Source organism: Duganella sacchari (assembly GCF_900143065.1).
Classification (GTDB): domain Bacteria; phylum Pseudomonadota; class Gammaproteobacteria; order Burkholderiales; family Burkholderiaceae_D; genus Rugamonas; species Rugamonas sacchari.
Genome location: NZ_FRCX01000008.1, coordinates 169,682 through 183,153, shown reverse-complemented (window position 1 = coordinate 183,153; position 13,472 = coordinate 169,682). Strand labels below are relative to the sequence as shown.

Genomic DNA, 13,472 nt, shown 5'->3' with positions numbered 1-13,472 from the left:
TCAACCGGAAGCGGCCGGGACCTGATGCCCCGGCCGATCCGCCTCCACATCCATCAGTTCCACCCGATTACGGCCACCACGCTTGGCGCAGTACAACGCCTGGTCGGCGCGGATCAGTGCCGAATCCCCGGCCGGATAATTCCCTCCCATAGCAGCAATCCCGATGCTGACCGTGATGCCCAGTGCGGCGCCAGTGTTGAGCTGCATGGGCGTCTGCTCCACGCGCTGACGCAGACGCTCGGCAAACACCGCCGCCGCATCCAGGTCGGTGCCCGGCAGCAGTATCGCAAACTCTTCGCCACCGATGCGGCCCATCATATCGATCTTGCGCTGGCCGTCGCGCATCAGGTCAGCAAGCTGGCGCAGCACCGCGTCACCCGCCGCATGGCCGTATTCATCGTTGATGCGCTTGAAGTGATCGATGTCCAGCAACAGCACGGCCGCACAGGCGCCGATATCGCGCTGCAGGCGTCCTTGCTCTTCCTGCAGGCGTCCCATGAATTCACGCCGGTTCGACAGGCCGGTCAGGAAGTCGGTGGTCGCCAGCACCCGCAACTCATCGTTCATGCGGCGCCGTTCGGTGATGTCCAGCGTCGAGACAATCACAAAATCCAGGCTGTGGGTATGGCCCGGCATCACCAGCAGCGTCAGCTCGTTGAGGCGTGCCACGCCATCCAGCCGTTCAAAGCTGCCTTCGCAGGCAAAGAAGTGCTGCCCGCGCGCGAGTGCTGTCAATGCGCGCGCAAAATTCGGCATCGCCGAGGCGTCGAAGTTCTGCGCCAGCGTCAGTGCGCCGAGGTCTTTGCGGCCAGGCGGCGCCGCTACCTGCTCCAGCGCTGCCGCGTTGACATCCATGATGCGTACCAGGGAAGCCAGCCGCCGCAACTGGCTTGGATTGGCCTGCAAATACCCCTCCAGGTCCTCCACGCCCGACAGCTCCAGTTCGGCCAGCGCGCCGCGCACGGCGGACCAGTCCTGCTCCCACAACGCCACCGGCGCATGGTCGTACAGGCTGCGGAAGCGCGCCTCGCCGGCCCGCAGCGCCACCGCCGCCTGCGCCTGTTCAATCGCGATGCCGGCCAGGCGAGCGCCCTGCTCGATCAGGGCGATATTCGCCATGCTGGGCAAGCGGGCATCGCGGTGGTAGATCGCGAACGTGCCCAGCACCGTGCCGCTGGCGCTGAAAATAGGATCGGACCAGCACGACACCAGCCCCGCCTGCAGCGCGATGTCGCGGTATTCAGCCCACGATGGCGCGCTGCGGATGTCTTCCACGATCACGCGGTTACGCGTCACCACCGCCTGCCCGCAGGCGCCCATGCCTTTGCCGATCGTCAGCCCATGCACGGCGGCGTTGTAGAAAGCTGGCAGGCTAGGCGCGGCGCCCACCAGCAGATGCTCGCCGCTTTCGTCGAGCAGCAGGATGCTGCACAACATATCCTCGTTATCCGCTTCCACGCCCAGCACCACGCTTTCCAGGATGGTCTGCAACGGCGCGCCTGTCGCCAGCAGCTCCAGCACATGGCGGCGCGTCTGCTCGCGCTGCTCTATCTGCGTGCGTTCGGTGATATCACGGAAGGACCAGATGCGCGCAGGCTCGCTGCCCAGTTGCAGGCCGCGCGTATGCTTCTCGATCACGCGGCCGTCCTTCAGATGCAGCACTTCATGCTCTTCCTCGAACGGTGTACCGCGTTGCACGCCAGGCAGCGTCAGCTGCGCCGGTTCGTCCAGCCGCAAGCCGCTGCCCGCATGACGCAGCTGTGCGCTCATGTGCGACATCAGCACCGCGCCATCGCTCTGCCAGTCCAGGTGCTCCGGCACATTCCACAGCTCGCGGAAGCGGCGGTTGGAATTGAGCACGGTGCCCTTGAGGTTATCGACCAGGATGCCGTCGATGGTCGAATCCAGGATGCTGCGCAACATGGCCTGGCTGCGCTGGGCGCTATCGGCCAGCACCATCAGCGTCGACTGGCCTTCCTTGAGTTCCTCCGTCAGCGTGCTGCTACGCTGCAGCCCTTCGCGCGCGCGCACGCGGCCACGGGCCAGCAGCCAGGTCAGGCACGCCAGCAGCACGCTGAGCGACACGCCAAACAGGCCAATCTGCTGTGCCTTGTCGCTGCGCGCCGAGGCAGGACCGGGCAGCATCGAGATACGCAACGTCCAGCGATGATTGGCAATGCTGATTTGCTGGCGCGTGGTGCGCTGCTTGCCCTGCGCATTGGCGGCGCTGTCATACATCAGCGCCGACGGTGCGATGGCGTCACCATCGTAGATTTCAACATCCAGCGCGGCGACACGCGGGCCACCCAGACCCGCCATCAGATCGCCCACGCGGAACGGCGCATACACCCAGCCGTTGATCGCAGCGCGGCGCTGCGCCAGCGTGGCAACTGGCTGGCCGTGGTTATACAGCGGCAGCACGATCAGAAAACCCGACTGCACCAGCTTATCGCTCTCCTGCACCAGGCGGATGCTGCCGCTCATCGCCGGCTGGCCGGAATCGCGCGCCTGCTCCAGCGTAATGCGGCGGCGTGCTTCCGATGCGGGGTCGAAGCCAAACGCCAGACGGTTGTTGTCGCTGAATGGCTCCAGGTAGACGATAGGCGCATACCAGGCGCGTTCGCCCGGCGGGAACACGCGATAAGCAGGAAAGCCCTGGCGCCGCACCATCGCTTCATGCTCTTCGCGCTGGTGCGGACCAATCAGCTTCATGAAGCCCACGCCGTGCACGCCGGGGAAGTGGCGGTTCAGTTCCTGGCCGAGGATATAGGTACGGAATTCATCCCGTCCCACGCTTTCCGAACTGGCGAACAGCCCCTGCACGCCATACAGCACCTGGATATAGGTCTGCATGCGCTGATCGAGATTGTTCACCAGTTCCCGCACACGGCCGTCAAAGTCGGCCTGGGCGTCCTGTTCGGCATCGGAACTGGCGCTATGCCACAGCGCAGCGGTCACACCCAGGCAGCAGGTCAGCACCAGTGCCGACAGGATCGCTGGCGACAGCAGATCCTGCAGCAAACGGCGCAGCCGTGCCTGGGTATGGGCAGGCATCTACACCTCGGCGCCCACAAATTGGTGGTAGCCACGTGCGCGCAACGCGCAGGCCGGGCAAGTGCCGCAGCCATAGCCCCAGTCGTGCAGCGCGCCGCGCTCGCCCAGATAGCAGGTATGGGTGCCGCTGCGGATCAGGTCCACCAGCTGCTGGCCGCCGAGTTCCTGCGCCAGCTCCCAGGTCTGCTTTTTATCGCGCCACATGAGCGGCGTTTCCAGCTTGATGCGGGTGTCCATGCCAAGGTTAAGCGCCACCTGCAGCGCTTTCATGGTGTCGTCGCGGCAGTCCGGATAGCCGGAGAAATCGGTCTCGCACATGCCGCCCACCAGCACCGTCAGCCCACGGCGATAGGCGACCGTGGCCGCCACCGTCATGAACAGCAGGTTGCGGCCGGGGACGAAGGTATTCGGCAGGCCATTGGCCTGGGTTTCAATCGCGATGTCATGGGTCATTGCGGTTTGCGAGATGGCCGAGATCAGCGACAGGTCGATCATGTGATCTTCGCCCAGCCGGGCGTTCCAGTCGGCCGACTGGCCGCGCAGGCTTTGCAGCAGTTGCGGACGCACGGTCAGTTCCACAGCGTGGCGCTGGCCGTAATCGAAACCGATGGTTTCAACGCGTGCATAGTGTTTTAACGCCCAGGCCAGGCAGGTGGTGGAGTCCTGGCCTCCGCTAAACAGGACCAGGGCGGTATCGGTAGGCAGCATAATTCTTTCCAGATGAAGCAATATTATTAGTACGCCATCTTTCTGGGCAATCCGGTAACATGCTTACTAGCGTACACCTTATGGAGTCTCATGTTACCGGCATCGCCAGCAAAAAAACGGGCAGGATCACGAATTTTGGCACAAGTTGTGACAAAAGTATCCGGCGGACTTCTTACGGCCCTGTTGGCCATGGCGGCGCAGGCACAAGGTTTGAAGTATGACGTCCGTATCGACGCCCCCGGCGAGGTGCGCGAACTGCTGGAACATAATCTGGACCTGCTGCGTTTTCGCGGCAATGAACGCATCGACCGCGAACAGCTGCAACGGCTGGTGCGCGTGGCGCCGGAGCAGATCCGCACGCTGGTGGCAACGGATGGCTATTACTCCCCAGTGGTCAGCGCGCGCGTGGACCGCGACTCCGCCACACCGCAGGTGCTCATCAAGGTGGAGCCGGGCGAACCGGTCCGCGTCGGTGAAATCGCGCTTGAACTGCAAGGCTTTAGCGTCAATCCGGAACTGCCTGCCGACAAGCAGTTCGACGTAAATGCGCTAAAAGCCGCATGGCCGCTCAAAAAGGGCGAGGTATTCCGCCAGGAGGCGTGGGAAGGCGCCAAGCGCGCCACGCTGCGCTCCGTGGTGCAGACGCGCTATCCACGCGCGCAGCTGGTCGACAGCCAGGCCACGGTCGACCCGGAGGCCCATCTGGCCAACCTGCATGTGGTGATCGACAGCGGCCCGGAAATGCGCTTCGGCGAACTGCGCATCGAAGGCCTGAAACGCTACCCCGCTTCCGTGGTCCGCAACCTGAATCAAATCCATGCGGGCGACTATTACAGCGAAGCGGCGCTGCAGTCTTACCAGTCACGCCTGCAGGACACCGGCTATTTCGCCAGCGTGGAAGTCAGCGCCGACATGAGCGCCATCCTCAGCGAACAGCTGGATGCGGCAGCGATGACGCCGGAGCAGAATGCCGCCGCCCCCATGGCGCCCCTGCCGCTGCTGGTGCGCGTGGTCGAGAACAAACGCAAGAACGTCAGCGCCGGTCTGGGTTATTCGACCAACACGGGTAACCGTGCCTCGCTGACCTATGACGATCTGTCGGTGTTCGGCCTGCGCATGAAAAGCGCGCTGACGCTGGAAACCAAGAAGCAGACCGCCACCAGCAATTTCTACTTCCCGGTCACGCCGGAAGGCTACAACGACAGCGTCGGTGCATCGTTTGAACGCAGCGATATTTCGGGCGAAGTCACCAGCGTGGCGAGCATCGCCGGCAAGCGCGCCTGGGGCACGCCACTGCTGGAACGCAGCCTGACGCTGGAGCTGCTGACCGAGACCAAGACCATCGGCGGCATCCCGTCCAGCCAGAGCAAGAGCTTGCCGCTGACGTATGGCGTCACCTGGCGCAAGCTGGACAACCTGCTGTTCCCGACCAAGGGCTATGCGCTGAATGCGCAGGTAGGCGGCGCGCTGCTGCCGATCCTGACCGATGAAGCCTTCGTGCGCGGCTATGCACGTGGCGTAACCTACCTGCCGCTGGGTGTAAGCACCAATGCGATCTTCCGCGCCGAACTGGGCGCGCTGACGTCACGTGACAAGAACGGCGTGCCGGCGGTGTACCTGTTCCGCGCCGGCGGCGACCAGTCGGTGCGCGGCTATGGCTATCAGGAGCTGGGGGTGGCACAGGACGGCGCCATCACCGGCGGCCGCTATCTGGCCACGGCCAGCGCCGAGTATCAGTACTGGTTCAAGCCGCAGTATGGCGCGGCCGTATTCTACGATGCGGGTAACGCTGGCGATACGATCAGCGCCCTGCATCCGAAATCGGGCTATGGCGTCGGCGCGCGCTGGAAGAGCCCCGTCGGACCGATCAACGTCGACGTCGCGTATGGCCACGCAGTTCGTAAATATCGTTTGCACTTCTCGCTGGGATTCACCTTCTGATGACTGAACAAGATAAATCTCAGGAAACCGCGGCGCCACGCCGCCGCTGGCCGCGCCGCGTGGCGATCATCCTGGCCGTGCTCTTGCTGCTGGTGTGTGCCGCCTTCTGGCTGCTGGGCCGTGAGTCAACCTTGCAGCAGCTGGTGCAGCGCATTTCCAATGCCAGCGGTGGACAGATTAGCGTGACGGGCGTCAGCGGTTCGCTGTATCACCGTATGCACGTGGACAAGCTGGTGTACCGCGCCAAGGACACGGTAGTGACGGCGGAGCAGATCGACATCAACTGGTCGCCATTGCAGTATTTTTCCGAGGGCCTGACGATCAGCGAACTGCATGCGCGCAGCGTGGTCGTGCAAAGCACGGGACCGTCGGAGCCTTCCACCATGCCGGAGTCGCTCAAGCTGCCTTTCAAGCTGAGCGTCTCGGATGGCCGCCTCGACAAACTGGTGCTGACCAGCGACGCTGGCAGCGATGTCATCGAACGTCTGCACGTCCGTCTGGATGGCGGCCAACAGGGATGGGAGGTGCAGGAAGCCTCCGCGCATACGGCGTTTGGCGACATCACGGCCGCGCTGACCATTGCGGGGAGCAAGCCGTTTGCGCTGCAAGGCAAAGCGGCGCTGGCATACGGCAGCGCACCCGCCGCAAACGCAAAGGTGAATGTGCAGGCCAGCGGCGACCTGGCGGCGCTGAAGCTCAAGGTGCAAGGCGCGGCCAACGGCGCCAGCGGCGAAGCGGCACTGGCGTTGGCGCCTTTCGATCCGGTGATACTGCGCGCCATCGACCTGACTGGCCGAGATCTTGACCCGGCAGGCTTCGACGCCAGCTGGCCGCAGGCAAAATTCAGCCTGAAACTCAGCGCCGCCATTGCCAAGGACCAGAAACTCTCTGGCCAGTTCACGCTGACCAACCAGGGCAAGTCAGCGCCACTGGACCAGAACGGCCTGCCGCTGCAGACCTTCAGCGGCCGCCTGGATGGCACGCTGACCGCCTCGGTGCTGGATAACGTGCTGCTCGACCTGGGCCAGGCCGGCAAATTCACGGGCGGCGGCAAAGTTCAGCGCAGCGCGCCGGACGCCGGCATCGATGCCGCCAATTTCAAGCTGCACACCGACCGCCTGGATCTGAAGAACATCCACAGCAGCATCGACAAGACCGCTGTCGCGGGCGACATTGCGCTCACCAGCACGCCGAAGCAGCAGGCGCTGACGGCCACGCTGGTTGACAAGGGCCTGCGCCTCGATCTGCAGGCCACGCTGGCGGACGCGCTGCTGCAACTGCACCAGGTGCGCCTGCAGGCAAAGAAAGGCAGCATCTCCGCCACCGGCCAGGCCAGCCTCAAAGACAGACAGGAATTCAGCGCCAAACTACGTGCAGATCACTTTGATCCATCGGCGCTGGGCCCTACCTATCCCATCGCCGACCTGAATGCCGACATCAATGCCAAGGGTGTGTTGACGCCGGCATGGCAAGTGGCGGCGGACTTCCAGATCAAGGCCAGCAAGTTGATGGGCCAGGCGCTGACAGGCAATGGCAAGCTGAATGCCGACGCCAGGCATATCAGCGGCGTCGATGCCCATTTGTCGCTGGCGCAGAATACGGCCGATGTCAGCGGCAATTTCGGCGCCCCCGGCGAGCAACTGCGCTGGAAGGTCGATGCCCGCCAGTTGTCGGCGGTGAGCAGCGACCTGCTGGGCGCCATCACGGCCAGCGGCATGGTCACGGGCAGCATGGACGCGCCGCGCAGCAGTTTTGAGGCGGACGCCAAAGGCCTGGCTTTCGCCTCGGCCAAGCGCGCTGCGGACAGCGTGATCCACGCGGCCGGCGATGTCGCCGTGGTCAAGGGCACGCCGCAGCTGAAAGTGGCGGGCAGCATCCAACGCCTGAACCCCGCCAGCTTCGGCGCGGCGCAGGCAGGCGCGATCAATGCCACGTTCACTGGCGACGCACGACTGGCCAGCGACTGGCAGGCCGGCGTCAACCTGATGCTGCAGCCGTCGACATTTGCCAATGCGCCCTTGTCCGGCTACGCCAGGCTGACCGCTGCCAAGGGCAGTGTCAGCAATGCGGACGTCGACCTTCACCTGGCCAGCAACAGCCTGCAAGCCAAGGGCAGCTTTGGCAGCGCGCTGGATAAGCTGGAATGGAAGCTCGACGCACCGCAACTGGGCGCGCTGGGTCCGCAGTTTGGCGGCACGCTGCGCGCCAACGGCACGCTGTCCGGCACCAGTGCGCGTCCGGCGCTGGCCTTGACACTCAACGGCAGCAATCTGCGTACGCCAGGCCAGCAGGAGATCGGCACGATTCGCGGCAGCGCCACGCTGGGCAATACGATCGCGATGGCCAGCGGCGGCAACGTCAGCGCCAGCACCAGCACAGCGCGCCGGACCGCAACACGCAATAACGCGGCGGCAGCGGAGATTGCGGCTGACGTACCGCTGGTCAGCGACATCGAGATCACGCGCTACGTCTCGCCAGCGATCTCGCTCGACAAGGCCCGCTTGCAGACCAGCGGCACGCGCTCGGCCCACATCATCCAGCTGAGCGCCAGCAATCCGGACTTCGATGCCGCCTTGCGCGTAAAAGGCAGCTGGGCCAACGACACCTGGACCGGCGCCATCGACACGCTGCAAAACCGCGGCCGCTTCGCCCTCACGCTGGCCGCGCCAGCGCCGCTGAAACTGGTCGCACCGGAAGACACCGGCGTGGCCGGCCTGCTCAAGCCTGAGCAGCTTGTGCTGGGCAGCACCGCCATCAACCTGCCAGCGGGTTCGGTGCGTATCGACTACCTTGAAAAGACCGGCACCGCCTGGCGCAGCAAAGGCCAGGCGGCCGGTGTGCCGGTCAACTACCTCGCCCAGCTTTCCGACGCCTGGCGCGACAACGTGCGCAGCTCCATGACCATCGGCGCTGACTGGAACCTAAACCTGCAGGCCACCACGCGCGCGTTGGCGGGCGGCGTCCACGTCTTCCGCGAACAGGGCGACCTCACCATCACCGGCGCCGACCTGCCGCAAGCTCTCGGCCTGCGCACCCTGGATGCACGCGCCGATGTCGCCGACGGCACGCTGCGCGTCCAGCTCAACGTCGATGGCAGCCGCGCCGGCCAGGCCAAGCTCGATGGCAGCGCCCTGCTACGCGACGGCCGCCTCGCCGATGACAGCACCTTCACCGTCAGCGGCAGCGCCAATATGGGCTCGCTCGCCTGGCTCGCACCACTGGCCGGCCAACCCGGCCTGGAAATCGACGGCACGCTGAAAGCCGCCATCAGCGGCAGCGGCACCATCGCCGCACCACAGCTGAACGGCGACATCAGCGGCGACAAACTCAGCGTCAACTGGCTGGACCAGGGCATCAAGCTGCGTAACGGCCAGTTACAGGCGCGCGTCACCGGCGACCAGCTGCAACTGCAAAAACTGACCTTCGACGGGACGCAAGGCAGCGCTCAGGCGGATGGCTGGATACGCTACGCCGGCAACGAGGCCACCATGCAGCTCAAGCTCAGCGCCGACAAACTGGAAGTGCTGTCGCGCCCGGACCGCATCCTGGTGCTGAGCGGCCAAAGCACGCTGACGCGCGACGCCAGGCACTTCCAGCTCGATGGCAAATTCCGCGCCGACCGCGCCAACATCGAACTGGCGGGTGCAGATACGCCAACGCTGAGCGACGACGTGGTCATCGTCGGCAAAACCAAACCTGCCACCAAAGCGCCGCAGGGCATGCCGCTGAATATCGATGTCGAGGCCGATCTCGGTAATGACTTCGCGCTCAAAGGCAAGGGCCTGGATGCCCAGCTGGCCGGCACGCTGCGCATCCGCGTCGCCGACCGCCGTCCGCCGCGCGTCAACGGCAGCATCCGCGTGGTCAGCGGCACATATGCGGCATATGGCCAGAAGCTCGCAATCGACCGTGGCGTCATCAACTTCACCGGCGCCTACGATAATCCCGGCCTCAACATCCTGGCCGTGCGCCGCCGCCCGGAAGGCGAAGCTCTCAGCGAGACCAATGTGGAAGCCGGTGTGGAAGTCCGCGGCACCGCGCTGGCGCCGCAAGCCAAGCTGGTATCGACGCCCACCGTGTCGGACAGCGACAAGCTGGCGTGGCTGGTGCTGGGCCATGGCATCGACAACACGCAGGGCAACGATATGGCCTTGCTCAGCACTGCAGCCGGCGCCCTGTTCGGCGGCGGCCAGGGCAAGCTGGCCAATGCGCTGGGCGTGGATGAACTGGGCGTAGGCCAGGCGGCGGGCACCTCGTCCGCAGGCGCGGCGACGGGCTTGCAGAATACGGTGGTCACGGTCGGCAAGCGCATTTCGGCGCGCGCTTACCTGAGCTTTGAACAGGGTGCGAGTACGGCGACCAGTCTGGTCAAGCTGAAGTACAAACTCAACCCGCGCATCACGCTGCAGTTCCAGACCGGCACCAACAACGCACTCGACGTGCTCTACACCTGGGCGTTTGACTGACTGGGGTTGTGGTCGGGGACCGGATCATCCTGCGGTACGGGATGCGGCACGTTCGGCGGTACGGGATCGTCCGCCGGCACGGGATCGGGGGCGCGGTGAAATAATTTCATGGTCGTCACTCCAGTAGGCTGCACTGCGCCCCATTTTACGCCGATGCGTGGCGCACGTACTTCTCCAGCCAGGCATTGGTTTCGTACAGCATGTGCATGATGGATTCCCGCGCCCGGTAGGCATGGGATTCATTCGGCAGCATCACCAGCCGCGCCGTGCCGCCCAGGCCCTTGATGGCCTGGAACATGCGCTCGCTCTGCAAGGGAAAGGTGCCGGAGTTGCTGTCTTCCGCGCCATGGATCAGCAGCATCGCGTCCTTGATCTTGTCGGCGTTATTAAACGGCGACATGGCCTGGTACACCGCCGGCGCCTGCCAGTACGGCCGCTCTTCGGACTGGAAGCCAAATGGCGTCAGCGTGCGGTTGTAGGCGCCGCTGCGCGCGATCCCGGCGCGGAACAGGCGCGTATGCGCCAGCAGGTTGCCGGTCATGAACGCACCATACGAATGGCCGCCTATCGCGATGCGGTGGCGGTCGGCGACACCGCGCCGCACCACCTCCTCCACCGCCGCCTCCGCCGATGCCACCAGCTGCGGCAAATAGGTATCATTGGGCTCATCATCGCCAGTGCCCACAATCGGGAAGGAGGGATTGTCCAGCACCGCATAGCCCATCGCCAGGAACGCCGCCGGTCCCCAGTAGCTGACCGCATTGAAGCGGTAAGGTGAACCGGTGTTCTGGCTGGCCGCGCCGACGGATTTGAATTCCTGCGGATAGGCCCACATCAGCATCGGCAGCGGACCATCGCGGGCGGCGTCGTAACCGGGTGGCAGCATCAGCGTCGCTGTCAGTTCCACGCCGTCCGCGCGCCGATAGCGGATCTGCTCCTTGTACACATCACGCAGCTGCGGCGTCGGATGCGGATAGTGCGTCAGCGCCGTGAGCTGCTCGCCTTCCGGCTTGTTCAGATCGCGCAGATAGTAGTTGGGCCGCTCGGTCGGCGACTCGCGCGTGGTAAGCAGCAGCGTACCATCGTCGCTGAGGATGGCCGCGACGTTTTCAAAATACGGCGCGGCGCTCTGGAACAGCCGCTCTTTCTGCCTGGTGGTCAGGCTCAGACGGTCGATGAAGGGACGGTCGCCCTCCGGCGTGGCGCCCGCGCCATCCAGCAGCACCGTGGTGCCTGGGCCGATCAGCAGACGCGGGAAGCCATTCAGGTCAGCGCGCAGCACCGGCGAGCCGGGGCTGTTATAGCGGTCCTCGTAAGAACCGGCGTGGATCAGTTCCGGCGGCCGTGACAAATGGCCTGGTGCGATCATCCACTGCTTGTAGTCGCGCGTCTTGTGCCACCGTTCGTTAATCAGCGCGACATCATCACGGCCCCAGGCAATGCCCGCGTAGCGCATGGTCAGGCGCGCCAGCACCAGCGGCGGTTCGCGGAACGGCGCCGCATGCAGCATCACCAGATCGCGGATGCCATCAATCACCTCGCGCGCGGGATCGCCGCCATCCTGGGCCTCCGCCCACGCCAGGCTGGCCGGCGCGTCCGCGCGCCAGGCCACGTGGCGCACGCCTTCGGACACGGCATCGTTCCCCGGCGGCAGACCTTCTTCCAGCGGCAGATTGGCGACGGTGTGCACAACCTCGCCGTGCATGTCGCGCACCTCCAGCCGCTCGCCAAAGCTCGATACCGGCACGATGTACGAATACGGCCGGGTCATGCTCTGCGTCAGAATATATTCCCCGCTCGGCGCGATCGAGGTGCGCGAGAACGGTCCCGGTGCGCCCACCAGCCGCGTTTTTCCGTGCACATCGACGAGCGCCATCTGCACCGTGATGTAGTACTCGAACAGACGCGCGTCGTCTTCATTCTTCAACAGATCCTGGTAGGTGCGCAGCTGGCGCACATGGCCGTCGGAAGTGCTGTCCTGCTCGATCGGACCAAACGGCACGCCGCTCGAAGCGGGCGGCTTGCCGATCCCGGCGGGCCGCCAGTGCACCAGCAGTGCGCTGCTGTCCGGCAGCCAGTTGAAGCCGCGCGTGAGCACGGTAGACAAAGGCTGCGGCGACAGCTTGCGCGCCTTGCGTTCTTCGATATCGACCACCCACAGCTCGACCGCGCCGTGCTCGCCCTGCAAGGCCACGTGCGAAAAAGCCAGATAGCGCTGGTCCGGCGACCAGCTCAGGTCCGACAGGCGCAAGCTGCGCGGCAGGCCACGTATGCGGCTTTCCTTGCGCGTGGCCACATCCAGCAAGGCCAGGTCCGTACCAAACGAAAAGCGGGAAGAAGAACAGGTGCGCGGGTTGATGCGCAAGCCGGCCAGTTTCAGCTCCGGCTGCGCCACTTCGGCGATGCCGGGTAGCGGCGGGGTTTGAATCACGGCGACGAGATTGCGTTGCGGGCTCAGACTCAGCGCCGGTGCGCGCGCGGCATCGACGATGTCTTGCAGCGCCGCGGGCGGCAGGCGGTAGCCGCCCTGCTGGGCGCCGGCTTGCGGCGAGGCGGCCATCAGGCCTAAATTCAGGGGCAGCACAGATAATGGTTTGTTCATGGATGTCCTTTCGGTCCAGAAGCAGGGGCTGCTGCAGTTCAGTTTGCTCATGCTAGCCTTGATTGTCAATCCGTGCCGTACAATCACGGTTTTGACGATTCCGCACTGGACAGATTATGGAAATGACCACACTGGTACTGCTGCTGCTCGTGCCGCTGGCGGTATGGCGTATTTACTCGCGTCTCAAGATCGTACTGGGCCGCACCAGGTCCGAACTGTGGCGCCACTACGCCACGCTGGCGGTAATGGTGGTGATGCTGCTGGCGGTGACGGTACAGGTTCTGGGTAACTGGACCGCGCTGGCGGCGCTGCTGGCCGGCGCCGTGGTGGGTGGCCTGCTGGGCCAGCGCAATATGAAACTGAGCCGCCTGGAAAACCGGCCGGAAGGCTTCTTCTACACACAGAACCGCAAGCTCGCGCTGCTGGTCTGCATGCTGTTCATCAGCCGCCTGATCTACCGTTTGTTCGAAGCGTATCTGCATATGCATAACGGCCTGCCGCTGGACCCGGACTTCCTCGGCAACCCGATTTCGTCCTGGCTGTTTGGCCTGCTGGGCGGCTTCTACGGCGTGTATGCCGGGCTGCTGGTGCAGTGGCGGCGCAGCCAAAAACCGGTGCCGCGCCCGGTTGATATTTTCGACATCAAATAAGCCACAGTGCTATCTTGTAAGCTGCTGTGTGCGGTGGATTTGGTGGTATGC

The 13,472-nt window shown here is 64.6% G+C and carries 7 protein-coding genes; 3 read left to right on the top strand and 4 right to left on the bottom strand.

Going from position 1 to position 13,472, the window contains the following annotated elements; genetic code table 11:
* Nucleotides 1–3,054 carry a sensor domain-containing diguanylate cyclase gene (locus BUA36_RS19340; RefSeq protein ID WP_072786955.1) on the bottom strand — a complete coding sequence of 1,018 codons (3,054 nt, stop codon included), beginning with the start codon at nucleotides 3,052–3,054 and terminating at the stop codon, nucleotides 1–3.
* Nucleotides 3,055–3,762 (bottom strand): 7-cyano-7-deazaguanine synthase QueC, encoded by a 708-nt coding sequence (queC, locus tag BUA36_RS19335; RefSeq protein WP_072786954.1) that lies wholly within the window; start codon nucleotides 3,760–3,762, stop codon nucleotides 3,055–3,057.
* A gap of 189 nt (nucleotides 3,763–3,951) precedes the next feature.
* Here queC and BUA36_RS19330 point away from each other — a divergent pair, with 189 nt between their 5' ends.
* Both BUA36_RS19330 and BUA36_RS19325 read left to right on the top strand, forming a co-directional pair.
* Nucleotides 3,952–5,703, top strand: coding sequence for an autotransporter assembly complex protein TamA (locus tag BUA36_RS19330; protein WP_229255763.1), 1,752 nt, complete (start codon nucleotides 3,952–3,954; stop codon nucleotides 5,701–5,703).
* Nucleotides 5,703–10,169, top strand: a complete 4,467-nt coding sequence (locus tag BUA36_RS19325; RefSeq protein ID WP_072786952.1) for a translocation/assembly module TamB domain-containing protein — start codon at nucleotides 5,703–5,705, stop codon at nucleotides 10,167–10,169. The genes BUA36_RS19330 and BUA36_RS19325 overlap by 1 nt, the downstream gene beginning before the upstream one ends.
* On the opposite strand, the gene BUA36_RS31465 is transcribed toward BUA36_RS19325, so the two are convergent.
* Nucleotides 10,148–10,279 (bottom strand): hypothetical protein, encoded by a 132-nt coding sequence (locus tag BUA36_RS31465; protein WP_255490691.1) that lies wholly within the window; start codon nucleotides 10,277–10,279, stop codon nucleotides 10,148–10,150. The genes BUA36_RS19325 and BUA36_RS31465 overlap by 22 nt on opposite strands.
* 35 nt (nucleotides 10,280–10,314) lie before the next feature.
* On the bottom strand, nucleotides 10,315–12,771 hold the full coding sequence (locus BUA36_RS19320) for a S9 family peptidase (RefSeq protein ID WP_072787079.1): 2,457 nt from the start codon (nucleotides 12,769–12,771) through the stop codon (nucleotides 10,315–10,317).
* A 116-nt stretch (nucleotides 12,772–12,887) separates the two neighbouring features.
* Between BUA36_RS19320 and BUA36_RS19315 the strand changes: the two genes are divergently transcribed.
* Nucleotides 12,888–13,421, top strand: a complete 534-nt coding sequence (locus tag BUA36_RS19315) for a CcdC protein domain-containing protein (RefSeq protein WP_072786951.1) — start codon at nucleotides 12,888–12,890, stop codon at nucleotides 13,419–13,421.
* Nucleotides 13,422–13,472: the final 51 nt, after the last annotated feature.

What these genes read in the sequence shown, in the direction of transcription:
- BUA36_RS19340 (WP_072786955.1), bottom strand. Translation starts at nt 3,054, where the DNA reads ATGCCTGCCCATACCCAGGCACGGCTGCGCCGTTTGCTGCAGGATCTG.
- queC (WP_072786954.1), bottom strand. Translation starts at nt 3,762, where the DNA reads ATGCTGCCTACCGATACCGCCCTGGTCCTGTTTAGCGGAGGCCAGGAC.
- BUA36_RS19330 (WP_229255763.1), top strand. Translation starts at nt 3,952, where the DNA reads ATGGCGGCGCAGGCACAAGGTTTGAAGTATGACGTCCGTATCGACGCC.
- BUA36_RS19325 (WP_072786952.1), top strand. Translation starts at nt 5,703, where the DNA reads ATGACTGAACAAGATAAATCTCAGGAAACCGCGGCGCCACGCCGCCGC.
- BUA36_RS31465 (WP_255490691.1), bottom strand. Translation starts at nt 10,279, where the DNA reads ATGAAATTATTTCACCGCGCCCCCGATCCCGTGCCGGCGGACGATCCC.
- BUA36_RS19320 (WP_072787079.1), bottom strand. Translation starts at nt 12,771, where the DNA reads ATGAACAAACCATTATCTGTGCTGCCCCTGAATTTAGGCCTGATGGCC.
- BUA36_RS19315 (WP_072786951.1), top strand. Translation starts at nt 12,888, where the DNA reads ATGGAAATGACCACACTGGTACTGCTGCTGCTCGTGCCGCTGGCGGTA.